Source organism: Aeromonas sp. 601027, from assembly GCF_049174455.1.
GTDB classification, from domain to species: Bacteria; Pseudomonadota; Gammaproteobacteria; order Enterobacterales; family Aeromonadaceae; genus Aeromonas; species Aeromonas veronii_A.
Map to the genome: position 1 here is coordinate 88684 of NZ_JAAKTN010000001.1, position 15659 is coordinate 104342.

Annotated in this window: 16 protein-coding genes; 2 read left to right on the plus strand and 14 right to left on the minus strand. The window is 60.4% G+C overall.

Features of this window, described 5'->3' with window-relative positions; translation table 11 throughout:
* Positions 1 to 27 precede the first annotated feature (27 nt).
* From G5193_RS00400 to G5193_RS00420, 5 genes are all read right to left on the minus strand, one after another.
* Positions 28 to 771 (minus strand): amino acid ABC transporter ATP-binding protein, encoded by a 744-nt coding sequence (locus G5193_RS00400; protein WP_005350722.1) that lies wholly within the window; start codon positions 769 to 771, stop codon positions 28 to 30.
* Entirely contained in the window at positions 755 to 877 is a 123-nt protein-coding gene (locus G5193_RS00405) for a hypothetical protein (RefSeq protein ID WP_421204671.1), read from the minus strand. The genes G5193_RS00400 and G5193_RS00405 overlap by 17 nt, the downstream gene beginning before the upstream one ends.
* Positions 861 to 983, minus strand: coding sequence for a hypothetical protein (locus tag G5193_RS00410; protein ID WP_005334083.1), 123 nt, complete (start codon positions 981 to 983; stop codon positions 861 to 863). The genes G5193_RS00405 and G5193_RS00410 overlap by 17 nt, the downstream gene beginning before the upstream one ends.
* Positions 967 to 1926 carry an amino acid ABC transporter permease gene (locus G5193_RS00415; protein WP_019445267.1) on the minus strand — a complete coding sequence of 320 codons (960 nt, stop codon included), beginning with the start codon at positions 1924 to 1926 and terminating at the stop codon, positions 967 to 969. Before G5193_RS00415 ends, G5193_RS00410 begins: the two co-directional genes overlap by 17 nt.
* A gap of 99 nt (positions 1927 to 2025) precedes the next feature.
* Positions 2026 to 2826 (minus strand): transporter substrate-binding domain-containing protein, encoded by an 801-nt coding sequence (locus tag G5193_RS00420; protein ID WP_005334079.1) that lies wholly within the window; start codon positions 2824 to 2826, stop codon positions 2026 to 2028.
* Positions 2827 to 3347: 521 nt separating this feature from the next.
* Between G5193_RS00420 and G5193_RS00425 the strand changes: the two genes are divergently transcribed.
* A complete protein-coding gene (locus G5193_RS00425) occupies positions 3348 to 4481 on the plus strand; it encodes a GGDEF domain-containing protein (protein WP_421204672.1) in 1134 nt (377 codons plus the stop codon).
* Positions 4482 to 4573: 92 nt separating this feature from the next.
* On the opposite strand, the gene G5193_RS00430 is transcribed toward G5193_RS00425, so the two are convergent.
* From G5193_RS00430 to G5193_RS00465, 8 genes are all read right to left on the minus strand, one after another.
* Positions 4574 to 5908, minus strand: a complete 1335-nt coding sequence (locus tag G5193_RS00430; protein ID WP_421204673.1) for an MFS transporter — start codon at positions 5906 to 5908, stop codon at positions 4574 to 4576.
* A gap of 27 nt (positions 5909 to 5935) precedes the next feature.
* Positions 5936 to 7456, minus strand: a complete 1521-nt coding sequence (uhpB, locus tag G5193_RS00435; protein WP_227340821.1) for a signal transduction histidine-protein kinase/phosphatase UhpB — start codon at positions 7454 to 7456, stop codon at positions 5936 to 5938.
* Positions 7453 to 8043 (minus strand): transcriptional regulator UhpA, encoded by a 591-nt coding sequence (gene uhpA / locus G5193_RS00440; RefSeq protein ID WP_005334071.1) that lies wholly within the window; start codon positions 8041 to 8043, stop codon positions 7453 to 7455. The genes uhpB and uhpA overlap by 4 nt, the downstream gene beginning before the upstream one ends.
* Before the next feature lie 192 nt (positions 8044 to 8235).
* Entirely contained in the window at positions 8236 to 8631 is a 396-nt protein-coding gene (gene rnk / locus G5193_RS00445; RefSeq protein WP_005334070.1) for a nucleoside diphosphate kinase regulator, read from the minus strand.
* A gap of 245 nt (positions 8632 to 8876) precedes the next feature.
* Complete coding sequence (locus tag G5193_RS00450; protein ID WP_421204674.1) at positions 8877 to 9614, minus strand: substrate-binding periplasmic protein; 738 nt, start codon at positions 9612 to 9614, stop codon at positions 8877 to 8879.
* A gap of 82 nt (positions 9615 to 9696) precedes the next feature.
* Positions 9697 to 10383 carry a hypothetical protein gene (locus G5193_RS00455; RefSeq protein ID WP_201906334.1) on the minus strand — a complete coding sequence of 229 codons (687 nt, stop codon included), beginning with the start codon at positions 10381 to 10383 and terminating at the stop codon, positions 9697 to 9699.
* A gap of 72 nt (positions 10384 to 10455) precedes the next feature.
* Positions 10456 to 11847, minus strand: a complete 1392-nt coding sequence (locus G5193_RS00460) for an alkaline phosphatase (RefSeq protein ID WP_421204675.1) — start codon at positions 11845 to 11847, stop codon at positions 10456 to 10458.
* A gap of 11 nt (positions 11848 to 11858) precedes the next feature.
* On the minus strand, positions 11859 to 13256 hold the full coding sequence (locus G5193_RS00465; RefSeq protein WP_005334065.1) for an alkaline phosphatase: 1398 nt from the start codon (positions 13254 to 13256) through the stop codon (positions 11859 to 11861).
* Positions 13257 to 13579: 323 nt separating this feature from the next.
* Between G5193_RS00465 and ylqF the strand changes: the two genes are divergently transcribed.
* Positions 13580 to 14530: a ribosome biogenesis GTPase YlqF gene (gene ylqF / locus G5193_RS00470; protein WP_005334061.1), complete on the plus strand. Its 951-nt coding sequence runs from the start codon at positions 13580 to 13582 to the stop codon at positions 14528 to 14530.
* Between the two features lie 159 nt (positions 14531 to 14689).
* On the opposite strand, the gene G5193_RS00475 is transcribed toward ylqF, so the two are convergent.
* A complete protein-coding gene (locus tag G5193_RS00475; protein ID WP_227340820.1) occupies positions 14690 to 15586 on the minus strand; it encodes a histone deacetylase in 897 nt (298 codons plus the stop codon).
* Positions 15587 to 15659: the final 73 nt, after the last annotated feature.

Sequence of the window (15659 nt, forward strand, 5' to 3'; positions counted from 1 at the left end):
CTTCGTTTATCCAGCAGAGCATGTTGGCTACAGCACCTGGCTCAGGAACTGGCGCAGACGCGGGGAGGGGGGATTGTCGAAGAAATCGGCCGGTTTTTCATCTACCAGCAGTTCGCCACTCTCCATAAAGAGCACCCGATCCGCTACCTCGCGGGCAAAGCCCATCTCGTGGGTCACCACCACCATGGTCATCCCTTCGCGGGCGAGTCCCTTCATCACATCCAGCACTTCCCCCACCATCTCGGGGTCCAGCGCACTGGTGGGCTCGTCAAACAGCATGATGCGCGGCTGCATGGCGAGTGCCCGGGCAATGGCCACCCGCTGTTGCTGACCGCCGGAGAGTTGGGAGGGATAGCTGGCCGCTTTCACCGACAGCCCCACTTTAAGCAGCAGCGCCTTGGCTCTGTCTTCGGCCTCACGGCGCGACAGACCACGCACCTTCTGCGGAGCGAGGCAGATATTATCCAGCACCGTCAGGTGGGGGAAGAGGTTGAAGGACTGGAACACCATGCCCACCTCTTCCCGCAGCTTGTTGACATCGCCCGGCTCGGTCAGGCAGATGCCATCGACCACGATATTGCCGTCGTTGATGGTCTCCAGCTGGTTGAGGGTGCGCAGGAAGGTGGACTTGCCCGAGCCGCTGGGGCCGACGATCACCACCACTTCCCCTTCGGCCACCTGGGTGCTGACATTTTTCAGGGCGTGCACTTCGCTACCGTAGAACTTCTCTACGCCGGTCGCTTTGATGATGGGATCAGTTGCTGCGCGCATATTTCGCCTCCAGAAAACGAACCGGGAAGGCGAAGGGGGTGCTGGTGATGGCTGCACTTCTCGACGCCTGTGGCACCTTGATGATGGGATCAGTTACTGCGTGCATATTTCACCTCCAGAAAACGAACCGGGAAGGCGAAGGGGGTGTCGGTGATGGCTGCACTTCTCGACGCCTGTGGCACCTTGATGATGGGATCAGTTGCTGCGTGCATATTTCACCTCGAGACGGCGTACCAGGAAAGAGAGGGTGCCGGTTAGCACCAGATAGAGCAGGGCCACGGTGAACCATACCTCGAACGGGCTGAAGGTGGAGCTCACCACCTCGCGCCCCGCCTTGGTCAGATCGGTGATGGAGATGACCGAGACCAGCGAGGAGTCCTTGATCAGGTTGATGAATTGGCCCGCCAGCGGTGGCAGCACCCGCTTGAACGCCTGCGGCAGAATGACATAGCGCATGGTCTGTGCCGAGGTCATTCCCAGGCTGCGGCCCGCCTCCATCTGCCCCTTGTGGATAGAGCTGATACCGGCGCGGACGATCTCCGCCACATAGGCGCCGGTAAAGACAGCCAGCGCGGCGACCCCTGCAGTAAAACGATCGAGGTTCAGCACTGTGCCGATAAAGAAGTAGACGATGAAGATCTGCACCAGCAGCGGGGTGCCGCGAATGAGCTCCACATAGGTGACGGCCAGATTGCGCAGGGCCGGGTTGGGGGAGAGTCGGGCCAGTCCGGCCAGAGTACCGAGCAAAATGGCGAAGATGCCCGCCACCAGCGAGAGCTTGACGGTGACCCAGACGCCCCAAGCGATGGGGCCTGCGGTCCAGCTCAGTTGGGTGTCGAGGGTATCGCCACGAAAAACGGTATCCCCTTCGGCGACTTGTACGCCGGTACTGGCAATGGCTTGCCGCACATTGGGGTCGAGATCGTCTTGCAGGAACAGCTTGCCCTTCTCGGCCTCGCTGGTGCCCGCCATCACGGTGCCGTCAAATTCGGCCAGATTCTTCTGTTCCGCCTGATAGGCGATGTATTGGGGAATGCGTTCCCAGCGCCAGGTGTAATCCACTGACTGGACAGCCTTATAGATGCCGAATACGGCAACCAGCAGCATCAGCAGGAAAACCCCATGCCAGAGTAGCTGATTGGGCTGTTTTTCCATCTGTCTTGTCGGTTTGGGTGTGTGCACAGTCACAACCTCTTCTCGTTATTGTGTGGGGAGCTGCGTGGTGCAGGGGCGGCATGTGCCGCCCCCCAGAGGTTATTTGAGCTGGTTCAGCCAGGCGTTGGATTCGAACCACTTCTTGTAGAGACGGTCGTAGCTGCCATCGCCCTTGATCTGGCGCAGGTAGTTGTTGAACCAGTTGAGGGTGTCCTGATCTCCTTTGCGGATGGCCCAAGCCAGCGGCTCGAAGGTGAACGGCTTGTCGAGGTGCACCACGGCGCCCTGATTCTGGGAGGCGAAAATAGCGTTGTAGGGCAGGTCATAGACGAACGCATCGACCTTGCCGTTGATCACCTCCAGCTTGGCGTCATCCTGGGTTTCAAACTGCAGCAGGGTGGCTTTGGGGATCAGGCGCTTGACTGCCTGCTCGCCGGTGGTGCCGAGCTTGACCGCGATCTTGTATTTCGGGTCGTTGAGATCGGTGAAGGATTTGATTTCGCCCGCCTTCTCTTTGCGCAGGACTATGGTCTGGCCGACCACGATGTAAGGATCGGCGAAGTTGACTCGCAGGTTGCGCTGGGGAGTGACGGTCATGCCGCCCATGATGACGTCGAACTTGTTGGTCAGCAGCGCCGGAATGATGCCATCCCAGGCGGTGTTGACGAACTCGACCTTCACGCCCATCTCTTTGGCGACCATCTTGGCGAGATCCACATCAAAGCCGATGTACTGGCCCTGCTTGTTGGTCATCTCGAAGGGTTGATAGCCGGCATCAAAGCCGACTCGCAGCACGCCGCGTTCGAGCACGGCATCCAGGGTGGAGGTAGGGGCTGGGGTCGGGGCCGCCGTGGCGATCCCGCAAAACAGCAGGGTAGAAAGAATCAGTTTTTTGATCATAAGTGACGTCTCTGTCGATGTTGTGTTCGGCCTTGAACCTGATCCCGTGCGACTCCGTGGCACAAGAGACTGCTGCATCCGGCAACAGGCAAGACAGGATGAATGTCTTGAGCGGGACAAAAGCCCCATATGAGATGCTATGAATAGTGGTTGAGTGAAAAATGTACCAAAAACAGATTGTGTCAGAAGACTCAACAGGTTAGAGACATTTATTGCTCATGACTTCATTCATAAAATCACACGAAAACAACATATCTATCTAATGGGGTGGGTTCAAGCCCAAATTATGCCCAAGACATTTTGTTACAAAGCCAGGGCGCCGCTTGCGGCTCTTATTGCGCCGATAAGCTCCATAAGAGACTTTTTTCAGGGGCGGAGACAAATACGTATTGATGGGATATCACGCTCATTGCGCTGTTTGTCAGCAAACGAACGGGCTTTATTATGAAAACCATCAAGTCCCACTGGGTCTTGGCAAACGCTTCTCATATACTCAGTTACCCTCTCTGCATGGCTTTGGTATGGACGCCTCACTACTGCTTAAGCTGGATATTTTTACCTTGATGATCATGGCCTTGTGTGGCTATTGTCTCGGTTTCCTCACTCTTACCATCATTCGTGTTACCCACAACGATATTCCCGGTGTCGGGGTCTGGTGGTGGTCCAGTCTGTTTGCCATGCTGGGTCAGGCGGGATTTGCCAGTCTGCTGCTGACCCCCACCCCCTATGGCTCCTGGGTTGGCAATGTCTTTCTGATTTTTCATGTGTCGCTGCTGCTGGTTGCCCAGCGCTGTTTCTTCCGTCAATCGCCAGGCTGGCCTGCCTGCTGGGGATTCATCCTGCTGTTTGCCGCCATTATGACCTGGTCGGTCGCCATCGATGGCCGGATTGCTGTGCGGGTGATGATCAGCAGCGCCACCTTCCTCGTGCTCAGTTCGCTCATCATCTGGCAGCTCTGGCGGCACGGTCGACCCGATTATCAGGTGGCAGTCTGGGTACTGATTGGCCTCAATCTGGTACTGATTGCCATGACATTGATGCGGATGTTTACCGTGTGGGGCGAGGTGATCGAAAGCCCGTTCCAGCGTCAGCTGTTCAACGTGTTGCCCTATGTCTCCATGCTGGTGGGCAGCTCCATGCTTACCTTCGGGGTGCTGCTGCTCTGCAACCAGCACCGGGCGCTGGAGCTGCGCTATCAGGCCAGTCATGACCCGCTGACCGGCTTGTTCAATCGCCGTGGTTTTATGGAGCGTCTGGCCCGGGGACGCCCTGCACAACAGGGGGCGTTGGTGGTGCTCGATCTGGATGACTTCAAGCAGATCAACGATCGGCATGGTCATGAGGTGGGTGATCGGGTGCTGGAGCGGGTCGGGTTGGTACTGCGCGAGCTGGAGGGGGTATTGGCGGGCCGCTTTGGGGGTGAGGAGTTTGTGCTGCTGTTTCGCCATGTCGCCGCAGACGAGGCCATCGCCCGTTGCCAGTCACTGCTGGTTCAGCTTGCGGCCAGCGAGGTGGAGGGGATTCATATCACCGTCAGCATGGGTATTGCTTACTGGCAGGGGGAGTGGCACTTTGACAGCCTGTTCAGCCGTGCGGATGACGCTCTCTATCGGGCCAAGCGGGAAGGAAAGAACCGGGTCTGTCAGGCTGCCTGATGCAGGAATAGGTTCAGGAATAAAATCAGGGCGCGGTGATCCGCGCCCTGATTGTTTCTGTTTGCCGGATATAGCTCGTCAGCTGCCGTCCATTACTCTGACGCAGCTTGAGCTGTTCTCGGTGCCTGCGCCTTGAGGAAGGGGAGCAGCAACAGGGCCGAGACGCCCGCTGCCACCGAGATCACCACGAAGAAGCCGTTCCAGTGCCAGATCTCCATCACCTTGGCCAGCGGATAGCCTGACAGCGCCGCCCCCATGTAGGCAAACAGGCCGACAAAGCCGGTGGCGGCCCCCGCCGAGTTTTTGTGGGAGCACTCCGCTGCCGCCATGCCGATCAGCATCTGGGGGCCGAACACGAAAAAGCCGATGGTGAAGAAGCAGGCCGCCTGCATCACGTAGCTGAAGAAGGGCATCAGCCAGAGCGATCCCACCGCCAGCAGGATCCCCACCGCAAAGATGAGGTTCATCGGGCCACGGTTGCCGTTGAACAGCTTGTCCGATCCCCAGCCCGCCACCAGGGCGCCGATAAAACCCCCTACCTCGAACATGGAGATGGCCGAGTTGGCGCTCATCAGATTGAAGCCGCGCTGCTCGGTCATGTAGAGGTTGCCCCAGTCGTTGATGGCGGTGCGCACCACATAGACCAGCACGTAACAGCAGGCCAGCAGCCAGATATAGGGGTTGCCGAGCACATATTTGCGCAGGATCTGGCGATGGGAGAGCCCCGCATCCTGGGTCTGCTGGGCCAGCTCCATGGCATCCTTGCGCCACTCGCCCACCGACGGCAGTCCCATGGCCGCCGGGGTATCCCGCAGCCGCCAGCAGAGCAGCAGACCGGCTGCAATGGCGATAAGGCCGGGCACTATCATGCCGTAGCGCCAGCCATGCTGCAGGGCCAGGGTGCTGACGATAAGGGGGATGAGCGCCCCGCCGGCGTTGTGGGCTGTGTTCCAGGCCGACCACCAGACGCCCCGCTCGCTGCGCGAATACCAGCTGGTGAGCAGTTTGGAGCAGGGTGGCCAACCCCAGCCCTGAAAGAAGGCGTTGGCCACCCAGAGGGCGGCAAACATCCAGAGAGCGGACGAGAGGCCGAACAGGATATTGATGACGCCGGTGGCCATCAGCCCGATCCCCATGAAGTAGCGCGGGTTGGCGCGGTCGCTGATGATGCCGGAGAAGAACTTGGAGCAGCCGTAGGTGATGTAGAACAGGGTCCAGAGCATGCCGATGTCTGACTTGTCCAGCATGTCGCTCGCCAGCATGTCCGGCATGGCGAAGTTGAAACTCTTGCGGGTGAAGTAGAAGACCGCATAGCCCAGATACATGGTCAGCAGCAGATGCAGCCGCCAGTGACGATAGGTGGCGTCGATCTCGGCCTGCTCGCGGATCGGCGGTTGCGCCGGTGCGCTTCTCATAAAGCTCAGCATGGGGCTCCTCCCTGATGAAGGGCGAGGTTACTCATGGCTCTCCTCCCGCTTGCGGCAGGGGAGATTGACCGTCAACTGGGTGCCGTGGACGCAGGAGAGCTGCAAGGTGCCTCCCAGCGCCTGCACCCGCTCGCGAATACCGAGCAGACCATAGCCCTGCGCCGCGCGGCTTTGCGGCAAGCCGCGACCATCATCCTCCAGCACCAGCTGCAGCTGTTCTTCACCGTGCCGCGTCCGGATTGTCACCGAGTGGGCGTTGGCATGCTTGACCACGTTGTTGAGCCCCTCCTGACAGACCCGAAACAGGGTGACCCGCTGGGCATCAGAGAGATCGCTGTCCGCCAGCTGCCACTCCAGCCGGGTGACGATGCCGTGGCGCTCCAGCTCCAGCTCTCTGAGCAGTGCCCGTACCGCTTGCTCCAGGGTCATGTCGTCGAGCTGGCGCGGGCGCAGGCGACCGAGCAGACCGCGCACCGCGTCGTAGATGCCAAGGGAGAGGGTATCGATCAGGGCGCTGCTCTGGCCCACACCCGCATTGTCGGGGGCGAGGCGGCGAACAATACCGGCCTGGGTACGAATGGCTGTGATGGTCTGGCCGATGTCGTCGTGCAGCTCGCGCGCCACCTCCTTGCGGATGCTCTCCTCGGTCTCCAGCAGCCGCTCGGTGAGTTGGCGATTGTGGGCAAGCTGGCGGGTCAGCGCCTGATTGAGCTCGCGCTGGCGCTGGATCCCGGCGCCCAGCAGCAGGCCGGTGAGACTCTGGGCCAGCAGGGAGAGCAGCAGATCGAGGGGGTGATCGTGCCAGGCCTGGCTCGCCAGCAGGGCGATGGTGTTCATCAGGGTTGCGAGCAGCGCCCCCTGCCAGCCGTAGCGCCACGCCATGGCGATGATAGGGATGGCCAGACAAAACGGGGTAAATCGCACCAGCGAGTTGGGCAGTCCCAGCTGAAGCCATAGGCTCAGCACGAATAACAGCAGATACCAGACCAGATGGCGAAAGCGCCAGTCTACCGGCTGATCCACCAGTGCAGGACCGAGCGGCACCCAGGTGGCGCGGGTAAGGTAGTGCCAGATCAGCATGCAGGTGGAGGTCAGCGTCAGACCGCCGGTGAGGGTGAGCAGCAGGGCCGAGAGGCCATCTTCTCCCGCCAGATGCCAGAGCAGGGATTGCAGCAGGGCTGCCACCGAGACGGTGGCGAGCAGCAACAGCAGTTGCTGCCAGTCGTTGCGCACCGGCTGGCGGCGGGCAATCAGCAGGGGGAGCAGGGTGAGCAGGCTGCCGGTCAGCAACCACTGCCAGTGGGGCAGCCCAACCTCCAGATTGATCCAGTAGAGCAGCCCCCCTTCACAGAGCAGCAGCGGCAGCCAGTAGCGACCGGGACTTTGCAACAGCAGGCCGAGACGCAGGCCGAAGGGGAACAGCAGCACCGCCAGTGCCGGGCCGCCCGCCAGATGCAGGCTGATGCTCCACAGGCAAAACCAGCCGGCGGCAAAGATGAAGCAGGCCGCCAGCGCGATGGCGACATAGCTGGCAAAACGGGAGATCACCAGCTATCCAGCATGCGGTGGGCCAGCTCGACGTTGTTGCTGACCTTGAGCTTGTCCATCAGGTTGGCGCGATGGACGTGAACCGTCTTGGGGGAGAGTCCAAGCTGCTCGGCAATGGCCTTCACCTCCAGCCCCTGTGCCAGCAACTGGGCAATCTCCCGCTCCCGATTGGTGAGGGGATCCCGGCTGCTGCTGGCCAGTTTCTGGGCGATGTCCGGCGTCAGATAACACCCCCCCTGGGCGGCGGTACGCACCGCGGCGATCAGCTCGTCCGGACTGCAGCGTTTGGAGAGAAATCCCTTGGCGCCGGTTTGCAGTGCCTGCTCGATGAGGGCCGGGCTGTCGTGCACCGAGAGCATCACCACGGCCAGACCGGAGGGGAGCTGCTTGAGCAGATCCAGCCCCGATTGGTCGGGCATCGAGATGTCGCAGACGCAGACGCGCGCCCCGCTGCCGGGCAGGCCGGCAAGGGCATCGCTGGCGGAGCCGAATTCGGCGACCACCTGCAGGTCGGGCTCCAGATTGAGCAGTTGGGCAAAACCGGATCGGACGATCTGGTGATCGTCGATAAGGGCAATTTTTATCATGATGTCAGCCTGAAATTCGGTGCGTCATGACCATGACGCGGCCAACAAGATACCTGCCCCTCGAGTCAGGCTCAAGCAGCAGCAGGAAAAGGGGCTAAAAACCGGGGAGCAAGGTGAACAAAGCTTGATCGGGATCAGCTGGCAAGGGCGAGCAAGCGGGCTGATCAACAGGGGATGACCAGCCCGTGGGACTCAGCGGTGCAGCTCGCCGGCGCGCTCCGGCTGATAGACCACTTCCAGAATTTCGACCTCGATGGTGCGACCGGCCGGGCCCGGCCAGGCGATGCTGTCGCCCACTTTCAGACCGAGCAGGGCGCTGCCCACCGGCGCCAGTACCGAGATATTGCTCTCGTCGCCCTTGGCATCGCGCGGGTAGACCAGGGTGAGGCAGAACTCGTTGCCGCTGCTCTGCATCTTGAAGCGTACCTTGCTGTTCATGGTGACCACGTCCGGCGGCATGTCGGCCGGTTCGCGGATCTCGGCGCGGTCCAGCTCCTCTTGCAGGGCGAGATGCTGCGGGTGGTTGCCGAGCAGTTGTTCGATACGGTCCAGATCAAGGCTGGAGATAACCAGATGAGGTTGTTTCATAAGATATTCCTTATCAATAGCGGATAGGCCCATACCGGCGGGTGCAGGTTGGCCATCACGCAAAGTGTTACAAAAATGGATTCAACAGGTTCAATCGATTGAAAATGCCATGCCCCCAAGCGACTCGCGGCCGAAGGAGCGAGGCGGGGGCTCAGCAGGGTGTGAGCAAATGCGAGGAAATAGCGAGTATTTTCATGGGGCTACCATAACCATTCTGGCCGGCCTTGGCAACCGTGATTGAGTGACTACTCAGGAACCTGATAGTTGTACTGACGGATGATCCGCGTGAGCGAGCCATCACGGCGCATCTCGTCAATCACGGCTTGCCAGCGACGCCCTTCGGTGAAGGGAAAATCCTTGCTGGCCGCGATAAATAACTGGGTACGCATCAAGGATTCGCCTTTTACTATCTCATCGATGGAAAATCCGCCCGTCTGCTGGTTGTAGAGGATGACGTTCCAGGCTGCGACCCAGGCATCGATGCGTCCTCGTTGCAGTTTGAGGGCATTGAGGTCTTCGGTGGCGACGGTTTGGCTGGCGAGATTCAGCCTCTGCTTGAGCAGATACTGGCCGAAGGAGTGACGCAAGGTGCCCACCTTGAGTGAAGGAAGCGCGTTTATCATGAGCGGGGTAGGATGCTTGTGGCGATTGCTGACAATGAGGAACTCTTCATCAAGGATGGGGGAAACCCAGTAGTAGAGATGCTCCCGTTGAGAGCTGCGTACTGGCGGTATCAGCAGTACATCCTTGCGATGGGCGGTTTGGGTGAGGGCTCGGGCCAGCGGCATCAGCTCGATGGTGAGCGGCTCTTTGAGGCGCCGGGCGGCCTCCTCCATGATCTCGATGGCGACACCGCTTGGTTTGCCGTGAGAGGAGCGAATGACGTAAGGGGGCAGCTCGGCCGCCACCAGCACAATAGCCTGGGCACCGGTGTTCACCAGCAACAACAGCAGGGTTAAAAAGGGCAGGCAGAGAGCGCGCATCAAGGTCGTGAGCCAGAGTCGAATATGCAGAGTGTAACATTCCTGCCTGCGTTGTCGTTGTGCCCGCTGAGGGGTTGGGATCTCAGTCGAAGAAATCCCGCAGATCGCGCACTTCGTAATCAGCGAGTTGCTGCCAGGGGAGCTGAGCAGGCAGCTTGCGCAGGGTCACCTCCATCCGGTAGCTGCGATAGCCATCGAGACTGGCCGATTCGACCACCAGCGGGATCTGCCACTGACTCGACCAGAGAATGCGGGTTCGTTGCTGCCCTTCGCGCTTTTCATACCAGCGGGCCTGCTCGGGGGCGGCCTCATCCAGCGGTGTCATCCCCTCGATCAGCGCGGGGTTGACGAGATGGCGGATCCGCAGCCAGTCGGGCTTGAAGGCCACCTGGCCATACTCTTCCACCGGCACCTCAACCAGCTGGTTGTGCCAGCTGTCGGCATAGCGTAGCTGCAGCTCACCCTCATCACTGCGGCTGACCCAGCGGGCCGCCATCTGGTGGGTAAAGTGCTTGTGGCCGGGGGTGGCGTCGTGAGTGGCGTGATAGGCTCGGGCAAGGGGGAGGGGAATGAGCCGCTGGCTCCACACCTGATTGCCCACCCGCAGCCACTTCTCTTGCCAGACACTCTCTCTGGCGATGCCATCGCTGCCGGTGTTCCGGTCGTGATAGCTGATCCGGGCGGCGAGATCCGGGGGCGTGTCGTCAGCATGCAGGGGGAAGGCGAGGGTGCTGCCAAGCAGCCATAACGAAAGCAAAAGTCGCATCATCATCTGTCGCTCGAAAGAGCCGGGGCCCGGGCCGCTGAGTCAATTGCTCAGATGCACCCGGGCCCCTGCTGCTTACAGGCCGAGCGCCTCCCGCAGTTTGCCAAACACCTTGGTGTTATCCAGTGTGCCTTTGAAGCGGTTGCTGCCGGCGCCATCGGCAAACAGCATAACATCGCCGCCGCCATGGGTTTCCGATGTCAGTTTGACGCCGGTCTCCTGCAGGTAATCATTGGCCATCACCTGATCGCTGGTGAGGACGGGGCGTACATCGGGACGGTTGGGGCCGTTACCGAACACCAGAGTGGTGAAGGGTTTGCCATCTACGTCGTTCTGGGTCGAGCCATCGCCATTTTTCACCAGATCCAGCACCGGATTGCCCTTGGCGGAGTAGCCGTTAATGGTCATGGTGTGGTCATGGTCGGCGGTGACCACGATCAGGGTATTGCTGAGATCCACTTTACCCAGCGCCGTCTTGACCGCCTCATCCAGTGCCACCGCGTCGGTGAGCGAGCGCTTGGCGTTGGTGCCGTGCAGGGCATGATCGATCCGGCCGCCTTCTACCATCAGGAAATAACCCTGACTGTTCTGGCTCAGCAGGTCGATCGCCTTGGCTGTCATTTCGGAGAGGGACGGCTGGGTATTGGCAGCCCCCTTGGCGACCCGATCCAGCTCGTAGTCGAGGTGGGATTTGCTGCTGAACAGACCGAGCACCTTGCCGCTGGTGACCTTGGCCAGTTCACTTTGGGTGGTGACATAGCTGTATCCCTGCGCCTTCATCTCGGCGGTCAGGTCGCGGTTGTCATTGCGACCGCCCTTGTTGCTGGCGCTGTAGGGGGTCCAGTGGTTGGCACCACCGCCCATCAGCACATCGACCCCATCCCCCAGCGCCTGGTTGAAACCAGCGCCCCCCGGGACGGCCTGTGCGGCGATGTCATAAGCGGCATCCCGATGGCAGATGTGGGCGTAGGTAGCCGCCGGGGTCGCGTGGGTCAGCTCGGTGGTGGTGACGGCCCCGACCGATTTGCCTGCCGCCTTGGCCAGCTCCAGGATGGTGGGCACCGGCTTGCCATTATCGCTGCTGCAATTGTTGACGGTTTTGTTGCCATTGACGTCTTTGCCGGGGGCGACGGCTTTGGTGTCGCTGCTCATGGCGATCACCTCGTTGTTCATCTTGACCCCGGTGGTGTAGGCCGCCATGGAGGGGGCCGAGTCGGTGGTCTGGGCATCGTTGGAGAAGGTCTTGATGCGGGCACTGCGCGGCAGTTTCATCATCTCCAGATTGCCCTCTTCTCCCACCTTGAACAGGCGGGTGGCGGTGAGCACGGTAGGCCCCATGCCATCACCGATAAAGAGAATGACGTTTTTGGCATCACCGGCCTGTGCCTGGGAGGTTGCGCCCAGTGCACTGAACAGGGCGGCGCAGACCAGCGTGTGCTTGATGGATGTGTTCATCTGTTTGCTCATGAAAGTGCTCCTTACAGCTTGGCCGCAGCCTTGATCTTGCCGAACACGGCGGTGTTGTCGAGTGAGCCATGGAAGCTGTCAGCCCCCTTGCCGATGGCGCCGAGGAAGACATCTGTGCCGCCGTGGGTCTCGTTGCCGATCTCGCCCACCTTGACCACCACTTCCTGGTGGTAGTCATTGGCGGAGACGGTGGCATCGTCGAGCGGGGCGACGCTGCTGCGCGGGCCATCCACCCGGTTGTAGCCGTTGCCAAAACCTATGATGGTGTAGGGCATGCCCTCGCTATCCTTGCTTGGCTCGCCAGTCTCGTAGTTCTTCACCAGCCCGAGTACGCCGGGGTTGTCGGCGGTGGTCTTGCCGGTGCGCTTGGCATAGCCGTTGAGCACGAGCGTATGGTCGTGGTCGGCGGTAACCACGATCAGGGTGTTTTTCAGCTCGGGGTCGCTCTTTTTCACCTCGTCGATGGCGGCCTTGATGGCGTTGTCGAAGGCGATGGTGTCCTGCAGCGCCCGCTTGGCGTTGGTGTCGTGCAGGGCGTGGTCGATGCGACCCCCTTCCACCATCAGGAAGTAACCCTTCTCCTTACCCTTGAGCTGCTTGATAGCGGCCAGGGTCATCTGGGCCAGTGACGGCTCGCTGGCGGGGCGGTCTAGGTCATATTTCATGTGGCTCGAACCAAACAGGCCCAGCAGCGGCTTACCCGCATCGGCCTTGTTCAGCTCATCCAGATTGCTGGCAAACTGGTAGCCCTTGGCCTGCATTTCGCTGATGAGGTTGCGGCCATCCTCCCGCTTGCCCTTGTCAGCTTTGGGCAGGAAGAAACTGCTGCCGCCACCGAGCACCACATCCAGCCCCTCCTTGAGGGCGCTGTTGTAGCCTTTGCCGCCCGGTACCAGCTGGACGGCGATATCCGCTTCCAGATCCCGGTTGCAGATATGGGCATAGGTAGCTGCCGGGGTGGCGTGGGTCACCCGGGTACTGGTTACCACGCCGGTACCGCGGCCATCGGCTTTGGCCAGCTCCAGCAGGGTAGTCACCGGCTTGCCGGCGCTCTTGCTGCAGTCGCTCTCATAGGTGGCGTCGCCGTCCATGCTGATGACGCCGTTGTTGCTCTTGACCCCGGTCATGTAGGCCGCCATGGAGGGGGCCGAGTCAGTGACCTGGGCATCGTGGGAGAAGGTCTTGATAAAGGCCGTCTCTGGCAGGGTATCGATGGTGAGATCACCCTCTTCGCCGACACCGTAGATGCGGGCCGCCGTCAGGGTGTTGAGGCCCATGCCGTCACCGAGGAAGAAGATGACGTTGGTGGGTTGGGCTGCGGGCTTGGTCGCCACCGTGTCATTGTCTGATTTGCAGCCGGCAGCCAGGGCGGCGCCGATCATCACTGCAAGTCCTGCCATTTTTCTCATTGGGGTTCGCTCCTTGTAAAACCTGAGCGCAGCCTAGAGGGGGCAGATGACACTTTTACTGACTATCGGTGACGGTTGTGTGAACAAATGATAAGAATGTTACATTATATCAATGTGTTATCTATCAGTTGAGCTGATTGGTCCGGTCGTTTCCGGCTGCTTTGTTTCGTCTCGACGGTTTGCTGATTTGCTGAGGTGATAGCTAGAATGACCTGTCAAAATGAGCCCGCAGCAGGTAAAATGCGCCCCCTTCGTTCGATGCCCGCGGCAGAGCGCCTGTTGTTCCATGCGCGCGCCCGCAGCCCCCACAGAGAGTAACGGATATGTCCATCAACTGGTTCCCCGGTCACATGCACAAGGCCCGCAAAGAGATTGCCGAGGTCATGCCCCAGGTCGATGTGATCATCGAGATGCTCGATGCCCGCATCCCCTTCTCCAGCGAAAACCCGCTGGTGCCCGAGCTGCGTGGTGATACCCCTGTGATCAAGGTGCTGAACAAGGCGGACCTGGCCGATCCGGCGATCACCGATCTGTGGGTGGCGCACATGGAAAAAGAGAAGGGGATCAAGGCGCTGCCGCTGACGCAACAAGAGCCGGAGAAGATCAAGCAACTGCTGACTCTCTGCCACGAGATGCTGCCGGAGCGCAATTTTGAGCTGCGCGGCGTGCGGGCGATGATCATGGGGATCCCCAACGTGGGCAAGTCCACCCTGATCAATACCCTGGCGGGGCGCATCATCGCCCGTACTGGCAACGAGGCGGGGGTGACCAAGTCCCAGCAGCGGATCAAGCTGGATAACAACGTCATCCTGACCGATACCCCGGGTTTCCTCTGGCCCAAGCTCAATCCGCCCTCCTGCGGTTATCGTCTGGCCATCACAGCGGCCATCAAGGACACGGTGTTCGACTATGCCGATATCGCCATGTTCGCAGCTGACTACTTCATCAAGGCCTATCCGGAGCGGATCAAGGCGCGCTACCAGATTGACGAGTTGCCCGAGACCGAGATCGAGCTGCTGGAGATGATCGCCCGCCAGCGGGCGTTTATGCGCAAAGGGGGGCTGGCCGACCTGCACAAGGCGTCCGAGATCCTGATCAACGAGTTCCGCTCCGGCTTGCTTGGCCGCATCTCGCTGGAGACGCCGGAGATGGTGAGCGTCGAGATTGTCGAAGCCGCGGCAGAAGCCGAGCAAAAAGCCAAAGAGAAGGCCGAGCGGGAAGAGGAGCGTCAGGCCCGCGCCCGTCGCAAGTACGCCCGCAAGCGTCAGAAATAATTATCCTCAGATGTCCCGAGCTTGCCTGACAACGAGCGAGCTTGTGTGACCGAGATGACGGAACACGAAGAGGCGACCCCAGGGGTCGCCTCTTCTGTTTTATCTAGAGAAATCTCCTCCCACTCTGATGGCGTGTCCGCGCCATATAAAGCCATGCCATCAGCCAAAACGATGGCGCGCCGTCTCAAACAGCGACATATGAAGCGGGATCAGCTGTCGCCAGTCGCGGCGATAGCCGCCACCGGGCACCGCCGCGATGGGCAACCCATGCTTGATTGCACAGCCAAATACCATGGCATCGCGCAGGCGAACCCCTGCATCGCTCAAGGAGAGATAACCAAGCTCGTCGGCATGATGCACATCGACGCCCGCCTGATAGAGGATGAGATCCGGCGAATAGAGCCGCAGTGCCAGCGAGAGTGCCTGTTGCAGTGTGGTGAGATAGGCATCGTCCGTCATGCCGCTTGGCAGCGGAAAGTCGAGGTGAGAGGCGGCTTTGTGATGGGGAAAGTTGTGCTCCCCATGAAGGGATAGGGTGATGATATCGCGCCGTCCGGCGCACAGGGCTGCACTGCCATCTCCTTGATGCACATCGAGATCGACGATCAGCACCTGTTCGCAGCGCCCCTCGTCGAGGCAAGCCTGCGCCGCAATCACCAGATCGTTGAACAGGCAAAAACCGCTGCCGTGATCGCGATGGGCGTGGTGATAGCCGCCGGAGATCTGCAAGCCGCATCCCTGCTCAAGAGCATGGCGGCTGGCGGCAACGGTGGCACCCACCGAGCGCAAGGTGCGCTCTATCAGAATGGGTGACCAGGGAAAACCGATCTTGCGGATGGCGCGATCTTCCAGCTGGCCGCTCAGGGCCGCCGCGACATAATCAGCATCGTGAATGCGACAGATTTGCTCCCGGGTGGCCGACGGCGCTTCGCCAAGGGGGTAACCCTGCACCTGCAAGCGCTCAAACAGCCCCTGATACTTGGCCAGCGGGAAGCGATGGCGTTCGGGCAGGGCCAGGGAGGAGTAGAGGGGGTGATAGAAAATATGCAGTGACATCAGGGCATTGTTCCATCGATGCAGAGATGAACCTGGATATGAAAAAGGGGAGCCAAGCTCCCCTTGTCATTCC

Coding starts and splice junctions, on each gene's coding strand:
- G5193_RS00465 (WP_005334065.1), bottom strand. CDS start 13,256: ATGAGAAAAATGGCAGGACTTGCAGTGATGATCGGCGCCGCCCTGGCT.
- G5193_RS00475 (WP_227340820.1), bottom strand. CDS start 15,586: ATGTCACTGCATATTTTCTATCACCCCCTCTACTCCTCCCTGGCCCTG.
- G5193_RS00405 (WP_421204671.1), bottom strand. CDS start 877: ATGCACGCAGTAACTGATCCCATCATCAAGGTGCCACAGGCGTCGAGA.
- G5193_RS00400 (WP_005350722.1), bottom strand. CDS start 771: ATGCGCGCAGCAACTGATCCCATCATCAAAGCGACCGGCGTAGAGAAG.
- G5193_RS00415 (WP_019445267.1), bottom strand. CDS start 1,926: ATGGAAAAACAGCCCAATCAGCTACTCTGGCATGGGGTTTTCCTGCTG.
- G5193_RS00450 (WP_421204674.1), bottom strand. CDS start 9,614: ATGCGCGCTCTCTGCCTGCCCTTTTTAACCCTGCTGTTGTTGCTGGTG.
- G5193_RS00455 (WP_201906334.1), bottom strand. CDS start 10,383: ATGATGCGACTTTTGCTTTCGTTATGGCTGCTTGGCAGCACCCTCGCC.
- G5193_RS00460 (WP_421204675.1), bottom strand. CDS start 11,847: ATGAGCAAACAGATGAACACATCCATCAAGCACACGCTGGTCTGCGCC.
- G5193_RS00430 (WP_421204673.1), bottom strand. CDS start 5,908: ATGCTGAGCTTTATGAGAAGCGCACCGGCGCAACCGCCGATCCGCGAG.
- ylqF (WP_005334061.1), top strand. CDS start 13,580: ATGTCCATCAACTGGTTCCCCGGTCACATGCACAAGGCCCGCAAAGAG.
- G5193_RS00410 (WP_005334083.1), bottom strand. CDS start 983: ATGCACGCAGCAACTGATCCCATCATCAAGGTGCCACAGGCGTCGAGA.
- G5193_RS00420 (WP_005334079.1), bottom strand. CDS start 2,826: ATGATCAAAAAACTGATTCTTTCTACCCTGCTGTTTTGCGGGATCGCC.
- uhpA (WP_005334071.1), bottom strand. CDS start 8,043: ATGATAAAAATTGCCCTTATCGACGATCACCAGATCGTCCGATCCGGT.
- rnk (WP_005334070.1), bottom strand. CDS start 8,631: ATGAAACAACCTCATCTGGTTATCTCCAGCCTTGATCTGGACCGTATC.
- G5193_RS00425 (WP_421204672.1), top strand. CDS start 3,348: ATGGACGCCTCACTACTGCTTAAGCTGGATATTTTTACCTTGATGATC.